The sequence below is a fragment of the Micromonospora vulcania genome (assembly GCF_042658605.1).
In the GTDB taxonomy this organism is placed as follows: domain Bacteria; phylum Actinomycetota; class Actinomycetes; order Mycobacteriales; family Micromonosporaceae; genus Micromonospora; species Micromonospora vulcania.
Genome location: NZ_JBHSQS010000005.1, coordinates 24428 through 50397 on the forward strand (window position 1 = coordinate 24428; position 25970 = coordinate 50397).

The following is a 25970-nucleotide window of genomic DNA, read 5'->3' on the forward strand; positions in this document are numbered from 1 at the left end:
CGGTTGGTGACCAGCGTAGCGCCGTACGGAATCAGCGCGCGTGCGCCGTCTCCCGCACGCCCGCGAAGAGATCGGACTCGGGCAGCGGGCTGTCCACCACCGAACGGGCCAGCTGGAAGTCCTCGGTCGGCCAGGCGCGCTGCTGAAGCTCCATCGGCACCTGGAACCAGAAGCCGTCCGGGTCGACCTGGGTGGCGTGGGCGCGCAGCGCGTCGTCACGGACCGGGAAGTATTCGGCGCAGTTCACCCTGGTGGTGATACGGGGGCCCTTGTCGGGACGGTCCTCCCAGCGCTGCAGCCACTCCTCATAGGGCGACTCCTTACCGGCGGCCAGCATGCCCTCGTGCAGGGCCATGATCTTGCCCTTGGAGAAGCCGATGTCGTAGTAGAGCTTGAGCGGCTGCCACGGGGTGCCCAGCTCCGGGTAGCGCTCGGGGTCACCGGCGGCTTCGAAGGCGGCCATGCTCACCTTGTGGCACATGATGTGGTCGGGGTGCGGGTAGCCACCCTCCTCGTCGTACGTCGTCACGACGTGCGGACGGAACTCGCGCATCAGGCGGACCAGAGGGCCGGCGGCCACCTCGACGTCCTGGAGGGCGAAGCAGCCCTCGGGCAGCGGCGGCAGCGGGTCACCCTCGGGCAGCCCGGAGTCGACGAAGCCGAGCCAGGCCTGCTCGATGCCGAGGATCGCCCGCGCGGCGTCCATCTCGGCACGCCGGATGTCGGCGATGTTGGCCCACACGTCTGGGCGGTCGAGTTTGGGGTTGAGCACGCTGCCGCGCTCCCCGCCGGTGCACGTCACCACCAGCACGTCGACCCCCTGGGCGACGTATTTCGCCATGGTCGCCGCGCCCTTGCTCGACTCGTCGTCCGGGTGCGCGTGCACGGCCATGAGACGCAGTTGCTCTGCCAACGTCGGCGCTCCTCGTCTGTGCCGGCCGGTGGACCCGACCGGGCTCGACCGGCTGACCTGCCGGGATCCCCTCACCCCGTAGCCGGTCGGCACCGCCGGGGGCCCGACCTGCCATTACCGCCGTAAGGCCGGGCTGGGAGGATGGACCCTGTCATTCTTGCCGATGCCGCCGACAACAACGCCAGGAGATACCCGCCGGTGACCGAGACGCACGCCACAATTTCGTCGGGCGCTCCGATTTTCCCAGCCGGGCGCTACGGCCGCCGTCGGGCACCCGGCGGGCGGACCCGTCGGACGCTGCTGGCGGCGCTCGCGCTGGTGCTGCTGGTCGCGGCGCTCACCCTGATCTCGGTCCGGCTCTACCGGCAGTACGGCGATCCGGTGTACGACGCCCAGGTGATCACCTATACCGACATCACGGACAAGCAGGTGGTGGTCGACTTCCGGGTGACCGTGCCGAAGGGCGGATCGGCGGTCTGCGTCCTGCGTGCCCGGGACCGTGCCGGCACCGAGGTTGCCCGCGAGCAGGTCACAGTGACCGCCGACGCGGGCGAACGGCACGTCACCACCCGGCACCGACTGGCCACCACCGCGCGGCCGTTCATCGGTGAGGTGCTGCGCTGCGGGCCTCCCGCCTGATCAGCCAGGACAGCATCGCGGGAGGCCACCGGCGGGCTCCCGCCCGACCAGTTTGCGCTGGTGCCGGTAACCGGACACCAGCGGTAATCGACGACACGCTGTGTCGTACCGCACTGGTAACTTGGTAGTTCACCTGTCAGCCAGCCACGCACAACCGAGGAGAACGCCTGTGTCCACTGGCAACAAGGCGCCCGCCACCTGGCTGTCCCAGGACGCGTACGACCGCCTCCAGGCCGAGCTCGACGAGCACATCGCCAACCGCCCGGCGATCGCCGCGGAGATCAACGCCCGGCGCGAAGAGGGCGACCTGAAGGAGAACGGCGGCTACCACGCCGCCCGCGAGGAGCAGGGCAAGGCCGAGGGCCGCATCCGCTACCTGCAGGAGCTGCTGCGCACCGCCAAGGTCGGCGAGGCGCCGACGGCGGACGCCGTGTCGCCCGGCATGGTCGTGACGATCTACTTCGACGACGACACCGCCGACACCGAGACCTTCCTTCTCGGCTCTCGCGAGATCGCGTCCACCACCGACCTGACGGTCTACAGCCCCGAGTCGGCGCTCGGCAAGGCGATCCTGGGCGGCCGGCCCGGGCAGACCTGCACCTACACGGCGCCCAGCGGCGCCGACATCAAGGTGACCGTGGTCAACTTCGAGCCGTTCTCCGGCTGACGTGGCAGGCCCCGCCCAGCCGGGCGGGGCACCGCCGAGGCGTGTCACCCGAGGTGTCACGCCTCGGCGGCGAAGACCACCTGATAGCCACTGGCCCGCAGCGCGCTGATCAACGTGTCCGAGTGCTCCACCCCTCGGGTCTCCACCGAGAGCGCCACCTCCACCTCGCCGAGGCTCAGATGCGGGTTGGCCCGCTGGTGCTCCACGTCCACCACGTTGGCCCGGTGCTCGGCGATCTGAGTGAGCAGTGAGGCGAGCTGACCGGGCCGATCCGAACAGCGCACCGTCACCCGCAGGTAGCGCCCGGCGGCGGCCAGACCATGCTCGATCACCCGCATCATGAGCAGTGGGTCGATGTTGCCACCGGAGAGCACCGCGACCACCGGCGTCTCCACCTCCACCGCACCGGCCAGCAGGGCGGCCACCCCCACCGAGCCGGCCGGCTCCACCACCTGCTTGCCCCGCTCCAGCAGCATCAGCAGGGCGCGCGAGATGTCCTCCTCGGAGACCGTCACGATCTCGTCCACCAGCTTGCGGACGTGGTTGAAGGTGATCTCCCCCGGCCGGCCGACCGCGATGCCGTCCGCGATGGTGGAGAAGGCGGGCAGCCGGACCGGCTCCCCGGCGACCAGTGAGGGTGGGAAGGCCGCCGCGCCCGCCGCCTGCACACCGATGATCCGGACGTCCGGCCGCAGGGCCTTGGCCGCCACCGCCATGCCGGAGATCAGACCGCCGCCGCCCACCCCGGTGATGATGGTCCGGACCTCCGGGCACTGCTCCAGGATCTCCAGCGCCACGGTGCCCTGACCGGCGATCACGTCCGCGTGGTCGAACGGGTGGATGAACACCGCGCCGGTGCGCTCGGCGTACGTCTGCGCGGCGACCAGCGACTCGTCTACGGTGTTGCCGGCCAACTCGACCTGAGCGCCGTACCCCTTGGTGGCGGCCACCTTCGGCAGTGGCGCGTTGACCGGCATGAAGACCGTGGCGTGCGTGCCGACCAGGCCGGCGGCCAGCGCCACCCCCTGCGCGTGGTTGCCGGCGCTCGCCGCGACCACACCGCGCTCGCGCTCCGCGGCCGACAGCCGGGAGATCCGCACGTACGCGCCGCGCACCTTGTACGAGCCGGCCCGCTGCACGTTCTCGCACTTGAGCCAGGCCGGCCCGCCCAACGCCGCGGTCAGTGGCCGGAAGGGCTCCAGCGGGGTGGTCCGGATGACGCCGGCGAGCAGTTCACGCGCAGCCCGCACGTCGTCGAGACCGACCAGTTCCGTCATGCCCCGATCGTGCCACTCGCCCCCGGCGCCCCCTCCGGCGCTACCGGGGTTTCCGGGGCCGGCGGAGTCGCCGGGGTCTGCGGGATCGACGCCGGCCCGGCCGACGGGTTCGGCGGGATCGACGCCGGCCCGGCCGGCACCGCGACCGCCGGCCAACCCGGGGCGGTCGGCCAGACCGGCGCCGCGCGGGCGATGCGCGCCGCCTGCATGGTGGAGATCCGCCGGACCAGCACGATCAGCGTCACCGCGGCGATCACACAGGCCACCGCGGGCACGGCGTTGCGCAGCAGGGAGTCCCGGTAGTAGTCGACGTACGTCTGGTAGCCGGCGTCGGTGGAGGGAAGCTCCGGGAGCTTGTCGTACGCCCGGCTGTCGAGGCGACTGACCAGCCGCTCGCCGACGCTGAACACCAGCCATGCGGTCCACCAGACGTACACCAGATCCGGGGTGAACCGTTGCCAGAGGCTGTCCCGCGCCACGTTGGCCATCACCCGGGCCGGCACCACGAAGTTCGCGAACGGCACCAGCCAGCCGGCGATCGCCCAACCGGCACCGAGCGACGGCAGCGCACCCGGGAACGCCTCGATGTTCTTGCGCGCGCGCCACGTCCAGATGATCACCAGCACGGCGGCGGTGAGGTAGCCGGCCACCATGGGCAGCGCCAACAACCCCTCGACGATCAGCGCAGCGTCCAGCAGATCCCGGTCGCCGTCGGCCCGAGCCTGCCGCGCCATCGCCAACCCCAGCAGTGGGGCGAGTGCCGCCACCAGGTAGAGCACGGCGGTCGCGCCGACCGCGATGCTGGCGGCCAGACCGATGCCGCGTACGGAGTAGGTCGGCAGCCCCGGCGTGACGGCGGGCTGGCCGAGCGGTGTGTAGCAGCGCTGGCATTCGTCGTACTCGGGAGACGTGGCGTCCCCGCAGGTCTGGCAGAACATTGACGTCCCCCGGTCAGCGCGACGATGCGCACACCGTAGACGATCATGCGGTGGCCGGCGACCCCGTTCCGACCCGGGGATAGCCGGGGGCGTGCCGGGACCACGGAGCGGCCATCTCGAACTGGCCGGCCACACCGAGCAGCAGCAGCTCCGAGCCGGGCGGACCGACGAGTTGCACGGCGACCGGCAGGCCATCCGGGCGGCGACCCACCGGTACGACGATCGCCGGCAGGCCGGCGATGTTCCACGGCGCGGCGTACGGGGCGTACCGGATGTTGGCCGTCATGTTCGCCCGCCAGGACCGGTCGGACCACCGGGCCGCCTCCGGCGGGGCGGTGGCCAGCGCCGGCGTGAGCAGCAGGTCCACCGAGTGGTCGGTGAAGAAGCCGACCGACCGCTCTCGCCAGGCCGCGCGGGCTGCCTCCCGGACGTAGCCGCGACGCTGCGCCCACTCCCCCAGCGCGACGTGCCGCCGGGTACGTCGTTGCAGGCCGCGTCGGTCCAGCCCGGCGGCCCGGACGTCGGTGGCGGCGGCGGCGAACCAGGTGGCGATGCCCTGCAGGCCGAGCGCGGTGGGGTAGACCGGGTCCGCCGGCACGGTGTCGTGCCCGGCGGCGGCCAGCAGGCGACCGGCGGCGGCGACCGCGTCCCGGTTGGGGGCGTCCGGCGAGACACCACGCACCGGGGAGCGCAGCGAGACACCCACTCGCAGCCGTTGCGGCGGGACCAACTTGTCCGGACGGCGACCGGCGAGCACCGAGAAGCCGACCGCCGCGTCGGCGACCGTGCTGGTCAACATGCCGTGCTCGGTGAGGCCGAACCAGTCGTCCGCGCCGAGCTGGCAGGGGACGACCCCCCGGCCGGGCTTGAGGCCGACCAGGCCGCAGCAGGCCGCCGGGATCCGGATCGAGCCGAGGCCGTCGTTGCCGTGCGCGATCGGCACCAGACCGGCGGCCACCGCGGCGGCCGCGCCGCCGGAGGAGCCGCCGGGGGTACGCGCGCTGTCCCACGGATTGCGGGTCACCGCGCTGTCGTCGTCGGTCAACGCCCACAGCCCCAGCTCGGGCATCCGGGTCACGCCGAGGATCACCGCCCCGGCGCCGCGGAGCCGGCGGACCACCTCGTGATCGGCCTCCGCGACCTCGGTACGCACCGCGGCCGACCCGTTCCAGGTGGGCAGACCGGCGACCGGGGTGTTCTCCTTGACCGCCACCGGCACTCCGGCCAGCGGCAGGTTGGCCAGGTCCTCCTGCTCGTCGACCTTCTCCGCCTCGGTGATCGCCTCGCCGCCGCGTACGGCGCGGAACGCGGCCAGTTCACCGTCGGCCCGGGAGATGTATTCGAGGTGGTCGGCGACGACCTGGGTGGCCGAGACGTCGCCCCGGCGTACGCCTCGGGCGATCTGTTTGGCGGTCGCCCCGACCCACGTCGGCATGATGTCCTGCACGGCCACCCTCCCCAGCGGTCAGCCCAGTGCCTGCTCCAGATCGGCGAGCAGGTCGTCGACCGTCTCGATGCCGACAGACAGTCGCACGAGATCGCCGGGAACTTCAAGCGGCGAGCCGGCAGCACTTGCGTGTGTCATGCGGCCCGGGTGCTCGATCAGGGATTCCACCCCGCCGAGCGACTCGGCGAGCACGAAGAGCTTGGCCCGGTTGCAGATCTCCACGGCGTGCTCCTCGCCCCCGGAGGCCCGGAACGAGATCATGCCGCCGAACCGCCGCATCTGCTTGGCGGCCACCTCGTGACCCGGGTGCGAGGGCAGCCCCGGGTAGATCACCTGGGCCACCTTGGCGTGCCCGTCGAGGTACGCGGCCAGCCGCTCGGCGTTGTCGCAGTGCCGGTCCATCCGTACCCCGAGGGTCTTGATGCCGCGCAGGGTGAGCCAGGCGTCGAACGGGCCGTTGATCGCGCCCATCGCGTTCTGGTGGTAGCGCAGTTCCTCGCCGAGCGCGGCGTCGGCGACGACGAGCGCGCCACCGACCACGTCGGAGTGCCCACCGATGTACTTGGTGGTGGAGTGCACCACCACGTCCGCGCCGTACGCGATCGGCTGCTGGAGGTACGGCGAGGCGAAGGTGTTGTCGACGACCAGCAGCGCGCCCGCGTCGTGCGCCACGCCGGCCAGGGCGGCGATGTCGGCGATGCCGAGCAGCGGGTTGGTCGGCGTCTCCACCCAGACGATCTTCGTCCGGCCGGGCTGCACGGCGGCGCGGATCGCGGCCGGGTCGGAGACCTTGGCCGGGGTGAACTCCAGACCCCAGCGCTGGGCGACCCGGGCGAAGAGCCGGTACGTGCCGCCGTACGCGTCGTCCGGGATCACCACGTGGTCGCCCGGCTGGCACACGGCCCGCAGCAGGGCGTCCTCGGCCGCCAGACCGCTGGCGAACGCCAGCCCCACCGGCCCGCCCTCCAGCGCGGCCAGGCACTCCTGGAGCGCGTCGCGGGTCGGGTTGCCGGAGCGGCTGTACTCGTAGCCGAGCCGGGGCGCGCCGACCGCGTCCTGGGCGTACGTGCTGGTCTGGTAGATCGGTGGGATCACCGCGCCGGTGCGGGCCTCTGGGTCCTGACCGGCGTGGATGGCGAGCGTCTCGAAGCCGTGGTTCATGCTGGTGAGGCTAGTGCCCCGTCCCGCAGGTTGGAACGGGAACCTGCCAGGCACCGACGGTTGCCCGGCCAACAGCACCGACCGGTTCTGCCCGGCCGCGGAGAGCAGCGGAGCGTTGTAGAAGTCCTGTTCGGCCACGCCGGTGCTCAGCCAGGCCGGCTGGCGGCCCAGGTCGATTTCAGACGGGTGAATTGCTATCACAGTCGATGCGTACGTGGGGGGCGGCGGAAACGCCGGGGTGGCGGCATAGCCTGGACCGATGAGCGGGTGCGTGTTCTGCGGGATCGTGGCCGGCGAGGTGCCGGCGTTCCGGGTGGCCGACGAGCCGGACGGGGTGGCTTTCCTGGACACCCGCCCGGTCTTCGCGGGACACGTGCTGGTGGTGCCCCGCGTCCACCTGGTGACGCTGGCCGAGTTGCCGGACGACCTGTTGCCCGGCTACTTCGCGCTGGTCCAACGGCTGGCGGTGGCGGTGGAGGCCGGCCTGGGGGCCGGTGGGACGTTCGTGGCGATGAACAACAAAGTCTCCCAGTCGGTGCCACACCTGCACACCCACGTCGTACCCCGGACAAAGGGCGACGGACTGCGCGGGTTCTTCTGGCCACGCACCCGGTATCCGAGCGACGAGGACGCCCGGGACGTCGCGGCCCGGATTGCCGCAGCCCTCTGACCGGCCGTTCGGGGCCGGGTTGGGGCCTGAGTCACTGTGGCGCGGGTAAGGAACCAGAGCCCGCCGGCGTTGCACAGCGGCAGAGGTACTGAGAGGAGTTCCACCGTGTTCCTTCGCCAGTCCAAGGCTGAGCTGCCCACCCCCGACCAGGCCCTGCCGGGCCGCCCGATCGCCATGCCGGTCGCCGACCGGCACGAGGTGCTGGGCACCCCGCTGAAGGGCCCGTTCCCGGAGGGCACCCAGGTCGCCGTCTTCGGCATGGGCTGCTTCTGGGGCGCCGAGCGGCTGTTCTGGACCCTCCCCGGGGTGTTCACCACCTCCGCCGGCTACGCGGGTGGCATCACCAAGAACCCGACGTACGAGGAGACGTGCTCCGGCCGGACCGGGCACGCCGAGGTCGTCCAGGTGGTCTACGACCCCAGCAAGATCACGTACGAGGACCTGCTGAAGGTGTTCTGGGAGAACCACGACCCGACGCAGGGCATGCGCCAGGGCAACGACGTGGGCACCCAGTACCGGTCGGCGATCTACACGACCACCGACGAGCAGCGGGCCATCGCGGAGTCGTCCCGGGACGCGTTCCAGCCGATCGTGACGCGGGCCGGCAAGGGTGAGATCACCACGGAGATCGCCCCGCTCGGCAGCTACTACTTCGCCGAGGACTACCACCAGCAGTACCTGGCACCCACGAAGAACCCGAACGGGTACTGCAACCACGGCCCGAACGGGCTGAGCTGCCCGGTCGGCGTGGCCCGTACCGCCGGCTGACCACCGCCCACCTGGACAACCTCGCTGCCCGGCCGCCGAACAGGCGGCCGGGCATTCCCGTTTGCCCCTGTGATCGAAATCCGTTGCCGAGCCCGCCGGAGACTCGATAACGTGGCCGTACACGTGAAAGGAGGTGGTCCAGACTTGTATAGCAATCGGACTCGTGAGGTGGCTGTCAGCTAGCCGCTGTCCTCGACAGTGATCGGTCCGCCGCAAGGCGGGCACCAGCACCATCGTCGAGACCGTGTGGCAGCGGTGCGGCGAATCCACGACAGCCACCCGACCCCCGGGGCGCCGGCCTCAGTCCAGCCGGCCCGCGCGAAAGCGTGGAAAACCCCGGGGGTCGCTCCATGTCTGGGGGACCGGGATGTCCATGCGCGAGCTGGTGGTGCTGGGGACGGCCAGTCAGGCTCCGACCCGGCAGCGCAACCACAACGGGTACGTGCTGCGCTGGGACGACGAGGTGATCCTGTTCGACCCGGGCGAGGGCAGTCAGCGTCAACTCCTGCACACCACGGTCACCGCGACCGACCTGACCCGGATCTGCGTGACCCACTTCCACGGCGACCACTGCCTCGGCCTTCCCGGCACGATCCAGCGGCTCTCCCTGGACCGGGTGGCCCACCCGGTCGCCGTGCACTTCCCGGCCGGCGGCGCCGAATACTTCGCCCGGCTGCGGCACGCCACCTCCTTCTACGAGACCGCCGAACTGCGGGTCACCCCGATCGAGGCCGACGGCCAGCGGATCGCTCTGCGCTGCGGCACGCTGGAGGCACGCCGACTGCGGCACCCGATCGAGACGTACGGCTATCGACTGGTCGAGCCGGACGGCCACCGGATGCTGCCGGAGAAGCTGGCCGCGTACGGCATCGCCGGGCCCGCCGTCGGCGAGCTGATCCGGGCCGGGCACCTGGACCTCGACGGGCGTCGCGTCACCCGGGCCGAGGTGAGCGTGCCCCGACCGGGGCAGCGGTTCGCCTTCGTGATGGACACCGGCCTCTGCGACGGCGTGTACGCCCTCGCCGAACACGCCGACCTGCTGGTCATCGAGTCGACGTTCCTGGAGTCGGAGGCCGCGCTCGCCGCCGAGGTCGGCCACCTGACCGCGGCGCAGGCCGCCCGGGTGGCGACCGAGTCCGGGGTACGCCGGCTGGTGCTCACCCACTTCTCCCAGCGGTACGCCGACCCGCGCCGATTTCACGACGAGGCGCGCGCACACTTCGACGGCGAGCTGATCATCGCGGAGGACCTGACCACCGTGCAGGTCCCGCCACGCCGGGTAGCCTCGGCCGGATGACCGTCACACTCCGTCCCGCCACCGCTGACGACCTGATGGGGGTGGGTGCCCTGCACCAAGAGTCCCGCGTCGCCGCGTACTCCTCGTTCCTGCCGACCGAGGCGCTGGCCGATCCGACGCCGGAGGCGATGGGACGGTACTGGACCGAGCGGTGGCGTTGGGAGCGGGACACGCACCGACTGACCGTGGTGGAGCGCGACGGGACGCTGGTCGGGTTCAGCCACCTGGGGCCGGACGACGAGGACGACCCGGACACCGGGCTGCTCAACGCGATCCACCTGGACCCGGCCGAGCAGGGCCGGGGCATCGGCCGGATGCTGATGCTGGATGCGCTGGACGCGATGCGGGCCCGGGGCTGGCAGCGGGCCGTGCTGTGGGTGCTGCGCGACAACGCCCACGCCCTCAAGTTCTACCGCCGAGGCGGCTGGACGCCCACCGGCGACGAACGGGACGAAGCGATCGGCGCCGCGCCGACCCGCCAACTCCGCTACACCCGCCCCCTCTAACTCGGAACCAGACCTACTCCCTCCCGATCAAGGCCGCTTCGCATACCAAAGCGACAAGGACCGCCCGCGCCGCCCGCGCCGCCCGCGCCGCCCGCGCCGCCCGCGCCGCCCGCGCCGCCCGCGCCGATCTAGGGAGAATCGTCGTGATCGGAGATCATCTGACCACATTCTTCCCTAGATCGACGCGGGAATCGACGCGGAGAAGGCGAGCCCCGGGGCGGGGCGGGGGGCGCGCGGGCGCGGGGGTGGGGGGTGGCCTGACTGAGGACTAGTGGGCGCCCAGGTGGGCCAGGAGGTCCTGGCGGGTCAGGACGCCCTTGGGCTTGCCGTCCACCAGGACCAGCGCGGCGTCGGACTTCTCCAACAACCCGACGGCCTCGCTCACCGGCTGACCTCCACCGATCATCGGCAGCGGGTCGCCCATGTGCCGCTCGATGGTGTCGTGCAGGTGGGCCTGACCGGTGAACAGCGCGTCGAGCAGGTCCCGCTCGGCGATGGAGCCGGCCACCTCACCGGTCACCACCGGCGGCTCGGCCTTGAGCACCGGCAGTTGCGAGACGCCGTACTCGCGCATGTAGTCGATCGCGTCGCGGACCGTCTCGGTCGGGTGCACGTGCACCAGCTCGGGCAGCCCGCCGGGCTTGTTGGCCAGCGCGTCGGCGACGGTCGGCTCGGTGCCGGAGTTGTCGAGGAAGCCGTAGCGGGCCATCCACGTGTCGTTGAAGATCTTGGAGAGGTAGCCGCGGCCGCTGTCCGGCAGCAGCACCACCACCACGTCGTCCGGGCCGGCCTTGCGGGCCACCTCGAGCGCGGCGACCACGGCCATCCCGCAGGAGCCGCCGACCAGCAGCCCCTCCTCGCGGGCGAGGCGCCGGGTCATCTCGAAGGACGCCTTGTCGGAGACCTCGACGATCTCGTCGGCGATGCCCCGGTCGTACGTCTCCGGCCAGAAGTCCTCGCCAACGCCCTCCACGAGGTATGGCCGGCCGGTGCCACCGGAGTAGACCGAGCCCTCCGGGTCGGCCCCGATGACCCGCACCTTGCCCTCGGACGCCTCCTTCAGGTAGCGGCCGATGCCGGAGATGGTGCCGCCGGTGCCGACACCCGCCACGAAGTGGGTGAGCCCGTCGCCCGCCTGCTTCCACAGCTCCGGGCCGGTGGTCTCGTAGTGCGAGCGCGGGTTCGCCGGGTTGCTGTACTGGTCGGGCTTCCACGCGCCGGGGATCTCCCGGGTCAGCCGATCGGAGACGTTGTAGTACGAGCGCGGGTCCTCCGGGGCGACCGCGGTCGGGCAGACCACCACCTCGGCCCCGTACGCCCGGAGCACGTCCTGCTTGTCCTGGCTGACCTTGTCGGGGCAGACGAAGACACAGCGGTAGCCTTTGAGCTGGGCCACCAGGGCCAGCCCGACACCGGTGTTGCCGCTGGTCGGCTCGACGATGGTGCCGCCCGGTCGCAGCAGGCCGGCCGCCTCGGCGTCCTCCACCATCCGCAGCGCGATCCGGTCCTTCACCGAGCCGCCCGGGTTGAGGTATTCGACCTTGGCGAGCACGGTGGCCTGGATGCCTTCGGTGACGTTACGCAGGCGGACCAGCGGGGTGTTGCCGATCATGTCGACGACGTTGTCGTAGTACTGCACGGTGTGCCCTTCGTTGCGGCGCCGGCGACGGCGGCCGGGCAGACGTTTACTCGCCGCCCAGCGTACGTGTCATCAGGGCACCAGATTGCCGGGGATGACCGAGCTGCGGCGGGCCTCCCACTCCAGGAAGCGATCGGTCTCGGCGAGCACGCTGCCGGCCAGCCAGGTGACCATGACGGCGTCGTCGGCCAGGCCGAAGATTCCCAGCGGGAGCTCCGGGAGCAGGTCGATCGGCGAAACGATGTACGCCGTCGCCGCCGTCATCAGGACCAGCCGAAGGCCGCCGTCGTACTCCCTCCGGACCGTCGCCATGATCATCCGAGGCAGCGCCGCCAACCGCGTACCCAGTGACGGCCCGCCGCGCGACCCGGCGGCCAACGCCCGGGCCAGGGCCGCGAACGCCGCGCCGCGCTTCAGTGTCTTCCCCATCGTCATGCTCCTCTCCGCCGGATCAGCGTGACGGGCCGGCGCAAGCCGGCCGGCCTCCACCGGACAGGTACCCCGTCGCGTCGGTTTCCAGGCACCGGCGAGCCGTCACGACGACAGCGGCGTGTCGGGCCGGCGCGATAATGTCGCGGTATGGGGGTGGCTGGTTCCGTCGTACCTGTTGGTCCGCGCTGGCAACGTGCCCGGCGGGTCGCCCGCCTGGCGGTCATCGGGACGGGCGCCACCGCTGCGGCCGCGATGGCGACCGGCGGGGTGCTGCTCGGCCAGGCCAGGCAGGCCCGGCGCACGATTCCGATGGCCGAGGCGCCGCCGCCGCGCTGCGACGGGATCTATGGCGCCAAGTTCCCCGGTCCCGCGCTCACCATGGTCGTGCTCGGCGACTCGTCGGCGGCCGGCTACGGGGTGCACCGCCGCCGCGAGACGCCCGGCGCGCTGCTCGCCACCGGGTTGTCCCGTCGGCTGCACCGCCCGGTGCAGGTGCACCGGTTCGCGGTCGTCGGTGCCATCTCGGCGGTCCTACGGCACCAGGTGGAGGCGGCGCTGGAGCGCCAGCCCGACATCGCGGTGATCCTCATCGGCGGCAACGACATCACCAACCGCACCCCGCACGGGCTTGCCGTGCGCTACCTCGTCGAGGCGGTCCGCCGGCTGCGTGACGCCGGCTGCGAGGTCGTCGTCGGCACCTGCCCCGACCTGGGCGCGATCCGTCCGATCCAGCCACCGCTGCGCTGGTTGGCGCACCGGTGGAGCCGGCAGCTCGCCGCTGCTCAGACGGTGGCCGTGGTCGAGGCGGGCGGCTGGACGGTCTCCCTCGGTGACCTGCTCGGCCCTCGGTTCGCCGCCGAACCGGCCCGAATGTTCGCCTGGGACCGCTTCCACCCCTCCGCCGAGGGCTATGCGATGGCCGCCGCCGCGTTGCTGCCGACGATGCTCTCCGCACTCGGCGTCGGGCAGGAAAGACGGGCCACGCCGGTGCGGGGCGAGGGCGTACGGTCGCTGCCGGAGGCCGCGCAGGAGGCGGCCCGGCACGCTGGCACGGAGGTCAGCGGCACCCAGGTCCGGGGCCGCGACCGAGGGCCGGCCGGCCGGTGGGCGCAGCTGCGTCGCCGGGCGTTCTTCGGTGTCGGCACGGTGCCCCAGCCTGGGCCCGCCCCGGACACCTCGACAGTGGAGGGACTGGCATGAACGAGCGCAGCGAGCGGGGCGTGACCGCCGGCCTTCCGGGCCGACTGGGTCGGGCGGCGGCGCTCTCGCTGCTCGCCGGCACTGTGGGCGGCGCCGCCGTCCTGGCCAGTGAGGCGTTCGTCGCCCGACACCGGCGCTACGCCCAACCGGAGCTGGGGCTGGCCCTACGGGCCACGATCGGTCGGGCAGGCGCCCCGCCGCTGCGGCTGGTGCTGCTCGGTGACTCGTCGGCGTTGGGCGTGGGCGTCGACCGACTCGAAGACACCATCGGCGGGCAACTCGCCAACCTGCTCGCCGAGGGTCCGGGCGGGCGGCTGGTGCACCTGTCCAGCGTCGGCGTCTCCGGGTCCCGCTCAACGGACCTGGCCACCCAGGTGGCCCGTGCCCTGCTCGGCGAACGGCCCGACGTGGCGCTGATCCTGATCGGGGCGAACGACGCCACCGGGCTGCGTCGACCCACCGACGCCGCTGCCTACCTGGGTTCGTCCGTGCACCGGCTGCGTGAGGCGCGGGTCGAGGTGGTGGTGGGCACCTGCCCCGATCTCGGTGCCGTGCGGGCCATCGCGCCGCCACTGCGCCAGGTGGTTGGTTGGGCCGGGCGGCGGATGGCCCGCGCACAGACCACCGCCGTGCTGGACGCCGGCGGCACGGTGGTCGACCTGGCCACCGAGACCGGGCCGGTGTTCCGAGCCGACGCGGGAACGCTCTGCCACGACGGCTTCCACCCCTCCGCCGACGGCTACCGGGTCTGGGCGCACGCCCTGCTGCCCGCCGTGGCCGCCGCGGCGGCGGTCACCTCCCGGCGCTAGCCGGGCACGCCCCGGGGTGACATTTCCCGCCGGGCCGCCTTCTTCCGCGCCAAGTTACCGGCGGGTTAACGTGAATGCATGCCGATTGAGTCGTCCCGCGACGCCGTCATCGTCGCCACCGCCCGCTCCCCCATCGGTCGGGCGCACAAGGGTTCACTGCGCGGCGTCCGCTCCGACGACCTCGCCGCGACCATCGTCCAGGCCGCCCTGGACAAGATTCCCCAGCTCGACCCGACCACGGTCGACGACCTCTACCTCGGGTGCGGCCTGCCCGGCGGTGAGCAGGGTTTCAACATGGCAAGGGTGGTGTCCACCCTGCTCGGTCTGGACACGGTGCCCGGCGCCACGCTGACCCGCTACTGCGCCTCCTCGTTGCAGACCACCCGGATGGCCATGCACGCGATTCGCGCCGGCGAGGGCGACGTGTTCATCTCCGCCGGCGTCGAGGTGGTCTCCCGGTACGCCCGGGGCAGCTCGGACGGGCTGCCCTCCGAGGCTCAGGCGCTGGTCGGTGGCGGCTGGGAGAATCCGCGCTTCGCGGCGGCCGGCGAGCGCTCGAAGCTCCGCGCTCAGGGCGGCGCCGAGACCTGGACCGACCCGCGCGAGGCCGGCGAACTGCCCGACGTCTACCTGACCATGGGGCAGACCGCGGAGAACCTGGCCCAGGTGTACGACGTCACCCGCGCCGACATGGACGAGTTCGGCGTCCGCAGCCAGAACCTCGCCGAGAAGGCCATCGCCGACGGCTTCTGGGCCCGGGAGATCACCCCGGTGACCACGCCGGACGGCACCGTGGTGAGCACCGACGACGGCCCACGTGCCGGCGTCACCCTGGAAGCTGTTGCCGGTCTGAAGCCGGTGTTCCGCCCGGACGGCCGGATCACCGCGGGCAACTGCTGCCCGCTCAACGACGGCGCGGCCGCCGTCGTGGTGATGAGTGCCCAGCGGGCCGAGGAACTGGGGCTGACCCCACTGGCCCGGATCGTCTCCACCGGTGTGACCGCGCTGTCGCCGGAGATCATGGGTCTCGGCCCGGTCGAGGCGTCCCGACAGGCGCTGCGGCGGGCCGGCATGACCATCGACGACGTCGACCTCGTTGAGATCAACGAGGCGTTCGCCGCGCAGGTGATCCCCTCGTACCGGCAGCTCGGCATCCCGGAGGAGAAGCTGAACGTGATGGGCGGCGCGATCGCGGTCGGCCACCCGTTCGGCATGACCGGCGCCCGGATCACCGGCACCCTGCTCAACGCGTTGGAGTGGCACGACAAGACCATCGGTCTGGAGACCATGTGTGTCGGCGGTGGCCAGGGCATGGCCATGGTGCTGGAACGGCTGAGCTGAGCCGACGCCGGCGCTAGAGCGCGCTGCGGGTCGCCGTCACCTCGGCGGCGGCCCGGGCCAGCGCCTTGGCATCCGGTGCGGCGGCCACCAGGTCCGCCGCCACGACCCGCACCTGGTCGGGCAGGGCCAGGTCGTTGTCCAACCGGGGTACCGTCCGGCGAGGTTCGCCCTCGGCATCGGCGGCCAGATTGGCGATCTCCTGCACCAGCCGGTGCACCAGGTCGGCGCGGGGCACGTTGCCGGTGGTCGCGGCGGCCGCCCAGCGGGGCTGCTCCCAGTGCCTGACCTGACGGACCAACAACTCCACCGCCTGGTCCAACTCCGCTGCGCTCATCGCCGCCGAGTCTACGGCCGACACCGTGCGCGCCACGCCGACCGGTCAGCGACGCAGGTAGCTGAGCAGTCGCAACAACTGCCAGTAGAGGAAGACCAGCCCGGTGAGCAGGCCGAATGCGCTGAGCCACGCGTACCGGCGGGGTCGGCCGTCGCGCACCGAGCGCTCGACGAGGTCGAAGTCGAGGATGAAGCTGAACGCACCGGCGATGATGGCGACCACCGAGAAGGCGTACGGCAGCCAGCCGACCTGCCCGCTGACGCTGTAGACCGCCAACCCGGACCGCCCGGTGACCAGGTACGACACCAGGTTGACCACGCTCAGCACGGCGATGCCGAGCAGCGTGCCGATCACCAGGCGGGCCAGTCGGGGCGTGGCCCGGACGACCCGGGCCCGGTACAGGGCCGCCATGCCGAGGAAGACACCGAAGGTGCCGGCCACCGCCTGCACCACGATGCCCGGATAGACCTGCTCGAAGGCGCGGCTGGCCACCCCCAACAGCAGGCCCTGGAGTACCGCGTAGCCGACGATCGGCACCGGGTTGGTGATCCCGCGCAGCGAGATCACCAGGACCAGCGCGATCGAGGCGAGCGCGCTACCGGCCAGCGCGGCGGAGAGCCAGGCCGCCTGCGGCACCACCGCCCAGGACACGGCCGCCGCCGCGCCGGTGACCAGCAGCAATCCGACGGTACGCACCACCACGTCGTCGACGGTCATCGTCTCGACGCCACCCACGCCGAGCACCCGGGCCTGCACCCGGCCGGTCTCGTCCAGCCGGTTGAGCACCGGGTTGTTGCTGCGCACCGCCGCCTCCTTCGCCCGCGTACCCCTGGCAGTCACTCTGCCCCGGACGGCGCGGCGGCGACGGGCAAACAGCGCGCCCGGTACGGACGACGGCGCCCGCCCCCGGTGCGGGAGCGGGCGCCGGTCGGCAGCGCGGACGAGATCAGTCGTCGCCCTGGAAGTAGCTCAGCAGGCGCAGGATCTCGATGTAGAGCCAGACCAGGCTGACCAGGATGCCGAAGGCGGCCACCCAGGAGTAGCGCTGGGGCAGGCCCATCCGGACGCCGTCCTCGATCTCCTTGAAGCTGAGCACGAAGCTCAGCGAGGCGACCACGATGCAGACCAGGCTGAAGCCGATGGCCAGCGGGCTGCCGTCACGCAGACCGGTGTTGACGCCGAACAGCGCCAGCACCAGGTTGATCAGCATGACGGCGAAGAGGCCGGTCATCACCGCGATCATGCCCTTGACGAAGACCGGGGTGGCCCGGATGACCTTCGCCCGGTAGAGCATCGCCATCAGGAAGAAGATGCCGAAGCTAGCCGCGGCGGCCTGCAGCACGATGCCGTCGTAGGCGGTCTCGAACGCCTTGCTGACCATGCCGACGAAGACGCCCTCGACGACCGCGTACGCGATGACGAGCGCCGGGTTGGCCATCCGCGAGAACGAGATGACCAGGCCGAGCACCAGGCCGACCACCGCCGCGCCGCCCCAGGCGAGACCGACCAGCGCATCGGGCACGAGCACCCAGGCGGCCGCGGCGGTGACGCCGAGGATGCCGAGCAGCGCGACGGACTTGACCACCACGTCGTCGACGGTCATGGGCGCCACGGACGGCGGCGCGGCCGGGTAACCGGCCTGGGACGGGTACTGCTGGGGAATGCCGGGCTGACCGTACGGCCCGGTCGGTGCGTACCCGGCGGAGCGCTCCCGCTCAGCCGCCTGGCCGAGCCGGGCGAGCACCGGGTTCGAGGTCTTCACTGTCTGGCCTCCCTCAGGGGGTCGTTTGCACGAGAACGTGCCCTCCAAGAGTAAACTGCCCGGCCCACTCCTGGTGATCACGAATGGACAATGCGGCCCGTGGCGCGCTGGTGCCCGGGGCGGGGGTCGAACCCGCACGCCTTGCGGCAGCCGCTTTTAAGGCGGCCGTGTCTGCCGTTCCACCACCCGGGCGGGTGGCACCGGCGTGCCGACACGCGCGGTGCAATGTCACGGTAGCCGGTCGGCGGCGACCCGGCGTACCCCGCTGGTCGCGCCACACTAGGGTCGATGCCGTGAGCAGCGCAGCCCCCACGGCCCCCGACGCCGCCCCTGGCCAGGCACTTCGCCTCGCCGATCAGGTCATCCGCCGAGCTTGGGGCGTCCGCCTGCTGGCCGCCGTCCGCCGGCACCGCGCGGACCTGCTGGCCGCGCTCGTCTTCACGGTGCTCGCCGGCTGGCTGACCCACGGGCTCTGGCCCGACCCGTCCGGCCGGACGCTGGCGCTCAACCCCGAGGACCAGGCGCTCTACGAGTGGTTCCTGGCCGTCGACGCGCGGGCCCTGCTCGGCGACTTCAGTCTGCTCACCGATCGGCTCAACGCCCCGGACGGGGTAAACCTGATGGCCAACACCACGGTCATCGCCCTCGGCATCGCCTGCGCGCCGATCACCCTGCTGCTCGGCGCGCCGGTCACCTTCGCGCTGCTGGCCGCCGCCAACCTCGCCGGCACCGCCCTCGCCTGGTACCTGCTGTTCCACCGGACGCTGCGCACCCGGCGGCTCGCCGCCGCGCTGGGCGGGGCGCTCTGCGGATTCGGCCCGGGCATGATCTCCCAGACCAACAGCCACCTGCACATGACCGCCCAGTGGCTGGTGCCGGTGATCGTCTGGCTGGTGGTCCGGCTGCTGCGGGCGGCCGACCCGGGGCCCACGCCGCCGGCCGGGACCGCGCCCGAGGAGGCCCCGCCCACCGGGCCGAACCGGCGGCGGATGTTCAGCTCCGCCGCCGGGCTGGCCGCAGCGGTCACCGCCCAGGTCTTCATCGGCGAGGAGGTGCTGTTCCTCGCCGCCGGCACGCTGCTGGTGATGGCCGTCAGCTACGCCTTCGCGGACCGGGATCTGGCACGGCGGGCGCTGCCCGGCTTCGCCGCCGGGCTGGCGATCGCCGCCGGGCTGGCCCTGCTGGTGCTCGGCTATCCGCTGTGGTTCCAGTTCGCCGGCCCCCAGGGCGTCTCCGACGGGATGTTCAGCCCGCGGTACTTCTCGGCCGACCTGAGCAGTTGGTGGACGCTCTCCCCGCTCTCGGTCGCCGGCAGCGCCGAGTCGGCCCGACTGACCACCGGCCCGGCCGAATACAACACCTTCCTCGGCTGGCCACTGCTGCTGGTCGCGGCGGCCTCGGCGATCTGGGCCGGGCGGCGCCGGCTGGTGCTCGCGTGCGTGGTGGCGGCACTGGTGATGGGTGCGCTCTCGCTCGGCCCCGAGGTGGTGCTCGGCGGCACCCGGACCGCGCTGCCCGGGCCGTACGCCCTGCTGGCCGGGTTGCCGGTGGTGGACGGCGCGCTGCCGATGCGGTTCGGCCTGGCACTGCTACCGCTCGTGGCGACGCTGCTGGTGCTGGCGGTCGACCGGGCTCTGCGCGGCACCGGTCGGGCTCGACGGCTGGTGCCGCTGGCCGTCGTCGCGGCGCTGCTGCCGCTCTTCCCGACCCCGCTGCCGACCGCCGATCGGCCCGCCGTGCCGGAGTTCGTCACCGGCGGGCACTGGCGGCAGTGCGTCCGTCCCGGCGGGGTGCTGGTCCCGGTGCCGCTGCCCACGCCCAAGGAGCCCTGGCCGATGCGCTGGGCAGCCGCCGCCGACGCCGGGTTCGGCATGCCGGAGGGCTTCTTCATCGGCCCGTACGGGCGGGGCGGCACCGCGGCGATGGGCACCTTCCAGCAGCCCACCTCCGCCCTGCTGGCGGATGTCGCAAAACGCGGCGACCAGCCGGCCATCGGCGACGAGCAACGTCGGCAGGCCGCCCGGGACGCGGACTTCTGGGGTGCCTCCTGCGTGGCACTGGCCGACGACGCTCCACACGTGGAGAGCCTGCGCGCCACCCTGGAGCAGCTCTACGGCCCGGCCACCCGGATTGCCGACGTCTGGATCTGGCGGGTCTGACGCCCGTTCTGTTGAAAGGAAGGGCCCCTTCTTACCGCCTGGCGGTAAGAAGGGGCCCTTCCTTTCAACAAGTTCAGACGCGGGGCGCGACCGGCTGCGACGCCTCGACGAACTCCTCGCGCGGGTCGTGCAGCTGGCCCAGGGCGACCACCTCACGCTTGAGGAAGAACGCCAGCGTCCAGTCGACCACCACGCGGACCTTGCGGTTGAACGACGGGATCCGGCTCATGTGGTACGTCCGGTGCATGACCCAGGCCGGCCAGCCGGTCATCTTGATGCCGTACACCTGGGCGACACCCTTGTGCAGGCCGAGGCTGGCCACGCTGCCGACGTGCTTGTGCTTGTAGTTGACCGGCTCACGACCCCGGATCACCAGGGCGATGTTGTCGGCCATCCGGGCGGCCTGGCGTACCGCGTGCTGGGCGCTCGGCGAGCAGAAGTTGCCCGGCTCCTTGGTCAGGTCCGGCACGGCCGCACAGTCACCGGCGCTCCACGCGCCCTCGACCACCTGGTCACCGTCGACCACCTGGAGGGTGGGCAGGCAGGTGACCCGCCGCCGGTCGTCGCGCGGGAAGTCGGTCGCGTCCAGCATCGGCGAGGGCTTCACCCCGGCCGTCCAGACGATCGTGTCGGACCGGAAGGAATCGCCGTCGGAGAGCTTGACCACCCCGTCGACGCAGGACTCCAGCCGAGTGTCCAGTCGGATGTCCATGTTCCGCTTGACCAGCTGCTGGACGGTATAGGCGCCCATGTCCCGGTCCACCTCGGGCAGCACCCGCTGGGTGGCCTCGACCAGCACCCAGCGCATGTCCTCCGGCTCCAGCTCCGGGTAGTAGCGCAGGGCGTCGCGGGCCATGTCCTCCATCTCGGCGAGCGCCTCGATGCCGGCGTAACCACCACCGACGAAGGTGAAGGTCAGCGCCGAACGGCGGACGTCCTGGTCCGGGGTGGCCGCGGCCACGTCGAGCCGGTCCAGCACGTGGTTGCGGAGGTAGATCGCCTCGCCGATGGTCTTGAACCCGATGCCCTGCTCGTGCAGGCCGGGAATCGGCAGCGTGCGGGACACCGAACCCGGGGCCACGACCACGTGGTCGTACGCGATCTCGCGGGCCGGGCCGCTGATCGGCTGCACGGTGGCCACCTTGCGGTCGTGCTCGATCCGCGTGACGGTGCCCGCGACCATCTTGCACCGGCGCAACTCTCGCCGCAGGGGCACCACGGAGTGCCGCGGGGAGATGTTGCCCGCCGCAGCCTCGGGCAGGAACGGCTGATAGGTCATGTGCGGCTGGGGGTCAACCACGATGACCTCAGCCTCACGGGAGCTGAGCTTCTTCGACAGACGCAGGGCAGCGTAGAGACCGACATGCCCAGCACCCACCACAAGGATCCGCTTCGGATTCACGTTATCTATCTTTCCCCGGCCTGCTCAGGTAATCCCGCTCGCGCCCCCCATCTGTGACGGAGCACAACCCCTGTGACCTGCATAACGTTGTTTCACACCGGATCACCTACGGCGCAACAGCCAACCCAGCAACGCTGCCGTGCCCATCGCCACGAGTAGCCCGAGCACGGTGGCCCACTGGTGGCCGGTATCCCCGCCCAAGCCCGCCACCTGCAACAACAGCACCCCGAGCACCGCCGAACCCAACAGCACCGCGGCTGCCCGCACCAGCCACCGGCTGATCAACTCTGGGTCGACCACCGCGTCGTAGGGCAGCAGCGCGGCCAACGCGCACAGCGTGTGCCCCAGATAGAGCAGCGCGGCGAGGGCGAGTAGCCGCCAGAGCGCCACCGGCCGGCCGTACCCGTCGGTGGCCAGCAGCCAGCCGCCGACCGTGACCAACGCCGCAAAGGTCGACCAGATCCGGCGCGGACCTATCGCCGGCAGCAGCGCGGCCACCGACAGGAAGAGGATCGGCCGGCCGATCAGCACCTCGGCGGGGAACGCCAGCACGAACCCCGCCAGCACGGTGACGAAGATCCCGCCCCGGACCAGCAGCGGGGTGAGGGTGAGCCGGGCGACCGCGTTCTGCGCAGCCCGGACCCGCCCGCTGACGGCGTCGATCATCTGCGCCCGCTCCTGTTCACGTTCACCGCGCCCGCCTTCGGGTTCGCGACCGCGGGGCTCGCGACCGCACTCCGCGCGCTCACCGGCCACCGACCCGTGGGGCGGTGGCCATTCGGGCGACATCGCGCAGCACCTCGTCCAGGCTGCCGGCACCGGCCCAGCGCACCACCGGCACGCCGTGCTCCCGGAGCTGGCCGATCATGGTCTCCCGGTCCAGCCGCCACAGCCGGTACGCCACCTCGGCCCAGCCCCGGTCCTTCGGAGGCGTCAGGTCGGTCGGCAGGGTGTCGACAGCCACCACGAACCGGCCGGAGCGGGCCAGCCGAGCCAGCATCTGCGCCGAGCGCTCGTCCAGCAGCGGGGTGAGCACCACCACCAGCGCGTCCGAGGACAGCACCTGCGGACCGAACACCTGGTCGTACGGCTCGTGCGGGGAGTGTTCGGCGCGTACGTCGAGCAGCCACTCCAGCACGGTCAGGTACTGCCGGCGGCCGGCGGCCGGACGCAGCCGGCGGGCTCCCGGCCCGTACTCCAGCATCGAGACCCGGTCACCTCGATGTAGGTAGTGCTCGGCGATCGCGGCGGCGGCCCGCACGGTGGTGTCCAGTACCGAGGCGGCACCGCCCACCCCGCCGGAGCGGCCCGCCTCGGCGAGCACGTCGAGCAGCACCACCACCTCGGCGTCCCGGTCCGAGAGGGTGGCCGCCACGTGCAGTTGCCGGGCGCGCAGTGAGACCCGCCAGTCGATCCGGCGCAGCCGGTCACCGGGGGCGAAGATCCGGACGCCGGCCAGCTCGCCGCCCTCGCCCGGCCGACGGGAGTGGTGTGCCCCGACCAGGCCCGCAGCCCGCGGCATCGCCTCCACCGCCTCGAACGGCTCGGTACGCGGGTAGACCCGCACCCGGACCGGCTCGGTGAGCACGGCCCGGGAGATCAGCAGGCCAGCCGCCGTGGCGACCCGGGCACCGGCCGGGCCGACCGGGTGCCGACCCCAGCGCCGGGCCTTCCCGGCCAACTCCAGGTCCACCGCCGAGGCGGTGGGAACCGAGGTCACGAACGGCCGGTCGACGACGGGCCGACGGCTGCCGCCCGGCGGCGACACGACCCCGAACGGCTTCGCCTCAGGGGCGGACGTCGCCTCGTCGTCCGGACCGGCGACGGCGAAGCCGGCCCGCTCGATCCGCAGCCACGGCGAGACCCGGGTCCGCAGCACCACCAGGTCGTAGTCGACCGTGTCCGGGTTGCCGACGCTCACCACCGCCGTCACCTCGCCGCCCTCGACCAGCGGCCCGTCGTCGCCGGGGCTGATCCAGACCTGCGGCAACGCGGTGGGTCGGCGGCGCAAGGCGTACGCGGTGCCGAGCGCGAACGGCGTCGCCAGCACGATCAGGTCGACCCGCCCCAGCAGCACCGCCGCCACCAGCAGCAGCCCGGCGATCAGCACCGCCCGGCCGAGGGCCCGGGTGGGTGCCCAGCCGGCGGCCGGCTCCGGCTCGGCGGCTCGCGGTGCGGGCACGGTCGGTCCGGTCATCAGTGCCGGTGCCCGCCGGCGGCGTAGCTGGGCAGCGCACCGCTGGCCGGAACGGGGGTGCCGGCCAGCACCTCGCCGACCACGAACGCCGGGTCGACCCGGCGCAGCCACATCTCCGGGCGCAGGGTGATCCGGTGCGCGAGCGCGGGCGCCGCGACCTCCTTGACGTCCTCCGGCACCACGTAGTCCCGACCGCCGAACACCGCCCGGACCCGGGCCAGCAGCAGCAGCGCGAGCGAGCCGCGTGGCGAGGCGCCGACCAGCACCGACGGGTGCTCCCGGGTGGCGGCGGTCAGGTCCACGATGTACCGGCCGATCGAATCCTCCACCTCGACGTCCTCCAGGGCGGCCTGCATCGCCCGCAGGGTTGCCGCGTCGACCACCGGCTTGATCTCGGCCTCCTCGCGGCGGCGACTCATCCGGCGGCGCAGCACCTCCCACTCCTCCTCCCGCTCGGGGTAGCCGAAGGAGACCCGGAGCAGGAACCGGTCGAGCTGCGCCTCGGGCAGCGGGTAGGTGCCCTCGTACTCGATCGGGTTGGCGGTCGCCAGCACGTGGAACGGCTCGTCCAGCTTGTAGGTCACACCCTCCACCGAGACCTGCTTCTCCTGCATGGCCTCCAGCAGCGCGGACTGCGTCTTCGGTGGCGTCCGGTTGATCTCGTCGGCGAGGAGCAGGTTGGTGAAGACCGGACCGGCGCGGAAGGCGAAGTCGCCGCTGCGCTGGTCGTAGAGGAACGAGCCGGTGACGTCCGCCGGCAGCAGGTCGGGAGTGAACTGGAGGCGACGGAAGTCCAGCCCCAGCGCCTGGGCGAAGGAGCGTGCGGTGAGCGTCTTGCCCAGCCCGGGCAGGTCTTCCAGGAGCACGTGGCCGCCGGCCAGGATCCCGGCGAGGACCAACTCCAGGGCGTCCCGCTTGCCGACCATGACCGAGCCGACCGCGTCCAGGACCGCCCGGGCCAACTGGCCGACCTCGGCGGCGGGCATGCTCCGGTCCACGTCGTTCATCAGATTTTCTCCAGTTCGGCGACGATCACCGCGAGGTCGCGCGGCGACGGAGGGCGGCGGGGCGGGCTCTCCAGGAAGGTCCACAGCCGGTCGCCCAGCAGGACACGGGCGCGAGCCGGATCAGACTCACGGGTCACGGCGTGCGTCAGGCGCAGCCGCTCGTCGGCCAGTTCCGCGAGGCGGGGCAGGACGACGCTGGTGAAGCGCTCGGGCCGGGTGTTGGACCAGTCCAACGGCCACTCCCACCCGTTGATCGCGGTACGCAGCGCGTCCCGGGCACCCCAGTTCCAGGTGGCGTCGTCGTCGTGGGTGGCCGGGGCCCGCGACCCGGTCGAGATCGGCGGCGGCGCGAGGGCGGCGACGACCCGGCGTACCACGAACACGGCGAACACCCCGGCGATCAGGATCAGCAGCGAGACCTGCAGGCCGACCGCTCGCAGGCCGACGACCAGCACCGCGACCACCGCCGCGATGCCGGCCAGGGCGCGCATGATCCGCCCGAACCTGCCGCCCCGCTCCGGCTCGTCGTGCCTGGCCCGATCCTCCTCGAAGGTGAGCAGGTCGTCGATGCTGGCGCTGCCGCTCATGCCGGCACCTCGGTGGCACTCTGCGTCACGGCGGCCAGTTCGCCGCGCAGCCGGCGCAGCGCGGCGCGGGCCTGGTCGCGGGTGCGCTCGTCGACCGGGTGGGTGGCGTACCGGGCCTCGCGGTAGACGTGTGCGAACTCGGCCAGCACGTCGGCACTCACGATGGCCGGCACACCGGCCTCCGGGTCACCGCGCAGCAGGCGGGTGACCAGGTCGGTGGGGGTGTCGCCGGGCCGTCTGGGAACACCGGCCGTAGCGGCGGCCTCCTCCAGACGCACCCAGCAGGCGATCACCGCGACGCGCGGGTCGGTGTCCCGGTCGTCCAGCTCTAGCAGGCCGGCGTCGAGGGCGGCGACCACCTCACGGGCGGTGCCCTCGGCCGTGCCCCGGGCCCGCTGCTTGGGCAGCGCCCGGGTGGTACGGCGCACCACCCCCCGGATCAGGATCCAGATGAGGTAGCCGAACGCGGCGAGGATGGCCAACCCGAGCAGCCACATCGCCACCGTCGCGACCCACTGCGGGATGTGCGCCTGGGTCGCCTCGCCGGCCTGCCGCGGCTCGATCGGAATCGACGGCGACGGCTCCGCCGTCGGGTACTCGGGCACCCAGGGGACGTTGTCCGCGGCCGGCGGAATGCGACTGGACCCGATCGACGAGTTCGTGGCGGCCAGCGCGGCCCCGGCCAGCAGGACGGCGACCGCACCCACCGGCCACCAACGACGGAGCAGGCTGAGCGCCGGACGCAGCACGCCCTGCTCGGCGGCCGGGTACGGCGTGGGTGGGCGCGTTCCGTTCGTCATCGCCACCACCCCACGCAG

25 protein-coding genes, 1 tRNA gene and 1 pseudogene are annotated in these 25970 nt (G+C 72.4%); 10 read left to right on the forward strand and 17 right to left on the reverse strand.

Annotated elements, in window-relative coordinates:
* Positions 1-31: 31 nt before the first annotated feature.
* On the reverse strand, positions 32-913 hold the full coding sequence (gene mca, locus ACFQGL_RS09260; protein WP_377508469.1) for a mycothiol conjugate amidase Mca: 882 nt from the start codon (positions 911-913) through the stop codon (positions 32-34).
* 198 nt (positions 914-1111) lie between these two features.
* On the opposite strand from mca, the gene ACFQGL_RS09265 reads away from it, so the two are divergent.
* Entirely contained in the window at positions 1112-1552 is a 441-nt protein-coding gene (locus ACFQGL_RS09265; protein ID WP_377509525.1) for a DUF4307 domain-containing protein, read from the forward strand.
* Between the two features lie 169 nt (positions 1553-1721).
* Positions 1722-2219: a transcription elongation factor GreA gene (gene greA, locus ACFQGL_RS09270; protein WP_377508472.1), complete on the forward strand. Its 498-nt coding sequence runs from the start codon at positions 1722-1724 to the stop codon at positions 2217-2219.
* 56 nt (positions 2220-2275) lie between these two features.
* Here the strand turns inward: greA and ilvA are convergent, their stop codons facing one another.
* Genes ilvA through ACFQGL_RS09290 form a run of 4 tightly spaced genes read right to left on the reverse strand, consistent with a single transcriptional unit; the run spans position 2276 to position 7042 of the window.
* Positions 2276-3496, reverse strand: coding sequence for a threonine ammonia-lyase (ilvA, locus tag ACFQGL_RS09275; RefSeq protein WP_377508474.1), 1221 nt, complete (start codon positions 3494-3496; stop codon positions 2276-2278).
* Entirely contained in the window at positions 3493-4434 is a 942-nt protein-coding gene (locus tag ACFQGL_RS09280) for a DUF4328 domain-containing protein (RefSeq protein WP_377508477.1), read from the reverse strand. The genes ilvA and ACFQGL_RS09280 overlap by 4 nt, the downstream gene beginning before the upstream one ends.
* 43 nt (positions 4435-4477) lie before the next feature.
* Complete coding sequence (locus ACFQGL_RS09285; RefSeq protein WP_377508480.1) at positions 4478-5887, reverse strand: amidase; 1410 nt, start codon at positions 5885-5887, stop codon at positions 4478-4480.
* A 12-nt stretch (positions 5888-5899) separates the two neighbouring features.
* A complete protein-coding gene (locus tag ACFQGL_RS09290) occupies positions 5900-7042 on the reverse strand; it encodes a cystathionine gamma-synthase (protein WP_377509528.1) in 1143 nt (380 codons plus the stop codon).
* Positions 7043-7301: 259 nt separating this feature from the next.
* Here ACFQGL_RS09290 and ACFQGL_RS09295 point away from each other — a divergent pair, with 259 nt between their 5' ends.
* From ACFQGL_RS09295 to ACFQGL_RS09310, 4 genes are all read left to right on the forward strand, one after another.
* Positions 7302-7712 (forward strand): HIT family protein, encoded by a 411-nt coding sequence (locus ACFQGL_RS09295; protein WP_377508483.1) that lies wholly within the window; start codon positions 7302-7304, stop codon positions 7710-7712.
* A 105-nt stretch (positions 7713-7817) separates the two neighbouring features.
* The gene (gene msrA / locus ACFQGL_RS09300; protein ID WP_377508486.1) at positions 7818-8480 is read left to right on the forward strand and encodes a peptide-methionine (S)-S-oxide reductase MsrA; all 663 of its coding nucleotides are present in this window, start codon (positions 7818-7820) and stop codon (positions 8478-8480) included.
* 367 nt (positions 8481-8847) lie between these two features.
* Positions 8848-9777: a ribonuclease Z gene (locus ACFQGL_RS09305; protein ID WP_377508489.1), complete on the forward strand. Its 930-nt coding sequence runs from the start codon at positions 8848-8850 to the stop codon at positions 9775-9777.
* The gene (locus ACFQGL_RS09310; RefSeq protein ID WP_377508492.1) at positions 9774-10283 is read left to right on the forward strand and encodes a GNAT family N-acetyltransferase; all 510 of its coding nucleotides are present in this window, start codon (positions 9774-9776) and stop codon (positions 10281-10283) included. The genes ACFQGL_RS09305 and ACFQGL_RS09310 overlap by 4 nt, the downstream gene beginning before the upstream one ends.
* Positions 10284-10551: 268 nt before the next feature.
* Here ACFQGL_RS09310 and ACFQGL_RS09315 read toward each other — a convergent pair whose 3' ends face one another.
* Positions 10552-11922: a cystathionine beta-synthase gene (locus ACFQGL_RS09315; RefSeq protein ID WP_377508495.1), complete on the reverse strand. Its 1371-nt coding sequence runs from the start codon at positions 11920-11922 to the stop codon at positions 10552-10554.
* Positions 11923-11994: 72 nt separating this feature from the next.
* The gene (locus ACFQGL_RS09320) at positions 11995-12351 is read right to left on the reverse strand and encodes a YkvA family protein (RefSeq protein ID WP_377508498.1); all 357 of its coding nucleotides are present in this window, start codon (positions 12349-12351) and stop codon (positions 11995-11997) included.
* A 150-nt stretch (positions 12352-12501) separates the two neighbouring features.
* Between ACFQGL_RS09320 and ACFQGL_RS09325 the strand changes: the two are divergent.
* From ACFQGL_RS09325 to ACFQGL_RS09335, 3 genes and pseudogenes are all read left to right on the forward strand, one after another.
* Positions 12502-13568: pseudogene (locus tag ACFQGL_RS09325) on the forward strand (SGNH/GDSL hydrolase family protein); the annotation flags it as partial.
* The gene (locus ACFQGL_RS09330) at positions 13551-14363 is read left to right on the forward strand and encodes an SGNH/GDSL hydrolase family protein (RefSeq protein WP_377509531.1); all 813 of its coding nucleotides are present in this window, start codon (positions 13551-13553) and stop codon (positions 14361-14363) included. The pseudogene ACFQGL_RS09325 and the gene ACFQGL_RS09330, both read left to right, overlap by 18 nt.
* Before the next feature lie 78 nt (positions 14364-14441).
* Positions 14442-15704 carry an acetyl-CoA C-acetyltransferase gene (locus tag ACFQGL_RS09335; protein WP_377508501.1) on the forward strand — a complete coding sequence of 421 codons (1263 nt, stop codon included), beginning with the start codon at positions 14442-14444 and terminating at the stop codon, positions 15702-15704.
* A gap of 13 nt (positions 15705-15717) precedes the next feature.
* Here ACFQGL_RS09335 and ACFQGL_RS09340 read toward each other — a convergent pair whose 3' ends face one another.
* The 4 genes from ACFQGL_RS09340 to ACFQGL_RS09355 all read right to left on the reverse strand — a co-directional run bounded on the left by ACFQGL_RS09340 (position 15718) and on the right by ACFQGL_RS09355 (position 17992).
* The gene (locus tag ACFQGL_RS09340) at positions 15718-16038 is read right to left on the reverse strand and encodes a hypothetical protein (RefSeq protein ID WP_377508504.1); all 321 of its coding nucleotides are present in this window, start codon (positions 16036-16038) and stop codon (positions 15718-15720) included.
* 45 nt (positions 16039-16083) lie between these two features.
* Positions 16084-16842, reverse strand: a complete 759-nt coding sequence (locus ACFQGL_RS09345; RefSeq protein WP_377508506.1) for a Bax inhibitor-1/YccA family protein — start codon at positions 16840-16842, stop codon at positions 16084-16086.
* A 142-nt stretch (positions 16843-16984) separates the two neighbouring features.
* Positions 16985-17800: a Bax inhibitor-1/YccA family protein gene (locus ACFQGL_RS09350; RefSeq protein WP_377508509.1), complete on the reverse strand. Its 816-nt coding sequence runs from the start codon at positions 17798-17800 to the stop codon at positions 16985-16987.
* A 108-nt stretch (positions 17801-17908) separates the two neighbouring features.
* Positions 17909-17992: transfer RNA gene (locus ACFQGL_RS09355), tRNA-Leu, on the reverse strand.
* 101 nt (positions 17993-18093) lie between these two features.
* Between ACFQGL_RS09355 and ACFQGL_RS09360 the strand changes: the two genes are divergently transcribed.
* Positions 18094-19959, forward strand: a complete 1866-nt coding sequence (locus tag ACFQGL_RS09360; RefSeq protein WP_377508512.1) for a hypothetical protein — start codon at positions 18094-18096, stop codon at positions 19957-19959.
* A gap of 73 nt (positions 19960-20032) precedes the next feature.
* On the opposite strand, the gene ACFQGL_RS09365 is transcribed toward ACFQGL_RS09360, so the two are convergent.
* The 6 genes from ACFQGL_RS09365 to ACFQGL_RS09390 form a co-directional block, all read right to left on the reverse strand.
* Entirely contained in the window at positions 20033-21361 is a 1329-nt protein-coding gene (locus tag ACFQGL_RS09365) for an NAD(P)/FAD-dependent oxidoreductase (RefSeq protein ID WP_377508514.1), read from the reverse strand.
* Positions 21362-21463: 102 nt separating this feature from the next.
* On the reverse strand, positions 21464-22024 hold the full coding sequence (locus ACFQGL_RS09370; protein ID WP_377509534.1) for a hypothetical protein: 561 nt from the start codon (positions 22022-22024) through the stop codon (positions 21464-21466).
* 82 nt (positions 22025-22106) lie between these two features.
* Positions 22107-23558, reverse strand: coding sequence for a DUF58 domain-containing protein (locus tag ACFQGL_RS09375; protein WP_377508517.1), 1452 nt, complete (start codon positions 23556-23558; stop codon positions 22107-22109).
* Positions 23558-24565 carry an AAA family ATPase gene (locus ACFQGL_RS09380; RefSeq protein ID WP_377508520.1) on the reverse strand — a complete coding sequence of 336 codons (1008 nt, stop codon included), beginning with the start codon at positions 24563-24565 and terminating at the stop codon, positions 23558-23560. Before ACFQGL_RS09380 ends, ACFQGL_RS09375 begins: the two co-directional genes overlap by 1 nt.
* Positions 24565-25152: a hypothetical protein gene (locus tag ACFQGL_RS09385; RefSeq protein ID WP_377508523.1), complete on the reverse strand. Its 588-nt coding sequence runs from the start codon at positions 25150-25152 to the stop codon at positions 24565-24567. The genes ACFQGL_RS09380 and ACFQGL_RS09385 overlap by 1 nt, the downstream gene beginning before the upstream one ends.
* Complete coding sequence (locus ACFQGL_RS09390) at positions 25149-25952, reverse strand: DUF4129 domain-containing protein (protein ID WP_377508526.1); 804 nt, start codon at positions 25950-25952, stop codon at positions 25149-25151. Before ACFQGL_RS09390 ends, ACFQGL_RS09385 begins: the two co-directional genes overlap by 4 nt.
* Positions 25953-25970 lie beyond the last annotated feature (18 nt).

Bases quoted from the DNA above. Each gene is read 5' to 3' on its own strand.
- ilvA (WP_377508474.1), bottom strand. From the start codon at position 3,496: ATGACGGAACTGGTCGGTCTCGACGACGTGCGGGCTGCGCGTGAACTG.
- ACFQGL_RS09280 (WP_377508477.1), bottom strand. From the start codon at position 4,434: ATGTTCTGCCAGACCTGCGGGGACGCCACGTCTCCCGAGTACGACGAA.
- ACFQGL_RS09290 (WP_377509528.1), bottom strand. From the start codon at position 7,042: ATGAACCACGGCTTCGAGACGCTCGCCATCCACGCCGGTCAGGACCCA.
- ACFQGL_RS09295 (WP_377508483.1), top strand. From the start codon at position 7,302: ATGAGCGGGTGCGTGTTCTGCGGGATCGTGGCCGGCGAGGTGCCGGCG.
- ACFQGL_RS09305 (WP_377508489.1), top strand. From the start codon at position 8,848: ATGTCCATGCGCGAGCTGGTGGTGCTGGGGACGGCCAGTCAGGCTCCG.
- ACFQGL_RS09310 (WP_377508492.1), top strand. From the start codon at position 9,774: ATGACCGTCACACTCCGTCCCGCCACCGCTGACGACCTGATGGGGGTG.
- ACFQGL_RS09320 (WP_377508498.1), bottom strand. From the start codon at position 12,351: ATGGGGAAGACACTGAAGCGCGGCGCGGCGTTCGCGGCCCTGGCCCGG.
- ACFQGL_RS09330 (WP_377509531.1), top strand. From the start codon at position 13,551: ATGAACGAGCGCAGCGAGCGGGGCGTGACCGCCGGCCTTCCGGGCCGA.
- ACFQGL_RS09335 (WP_377508501.1), top strand. From the start codon at position 14,442: ATGCCGATTGAGTCGTCCCGCGACGCCGTCATCGTCGCCACCGCCCGC.
- ACFQGL_RS09340 (WP_377508504.1), bottom strand. From the start codon at position 16,038: ATGAGCGCAGCGGAGTTGGACCAGGCGGTGGAGTTGTTGGTCCGTCAG.
- ACFQGL_RS09375 (WP_377508517.1), bottom strand. From the start codon at position 23,558: ATGACCGGACCGACCGTGCCCGCACCGCGAGCCGCCGAGCCGGAGCCG.
- ACFQGL_RS09380 (WP_377508520.1), bottom strand. From the start codon at position 24,565: ATGAACGACGTGGACCGGAGCATGCCCGCCGCCGAGGTCGGCCAGTTG.
- ACFQGL_RS09385 (WP_377508523.1), bottom strand. From the start codon at position 25,152: ATGAGCGGCAGCGCCAGCATCGACGACCTGCTCACCTTCGAGGAGGAT.
- ACFQGL_RS09390 (WP_377508526.1), bottom strand. From the start codon at position 25,952: ATGACGAACGGAACGCGCCCACCCACGCCGTACCCGGCCGCCGAGCAG.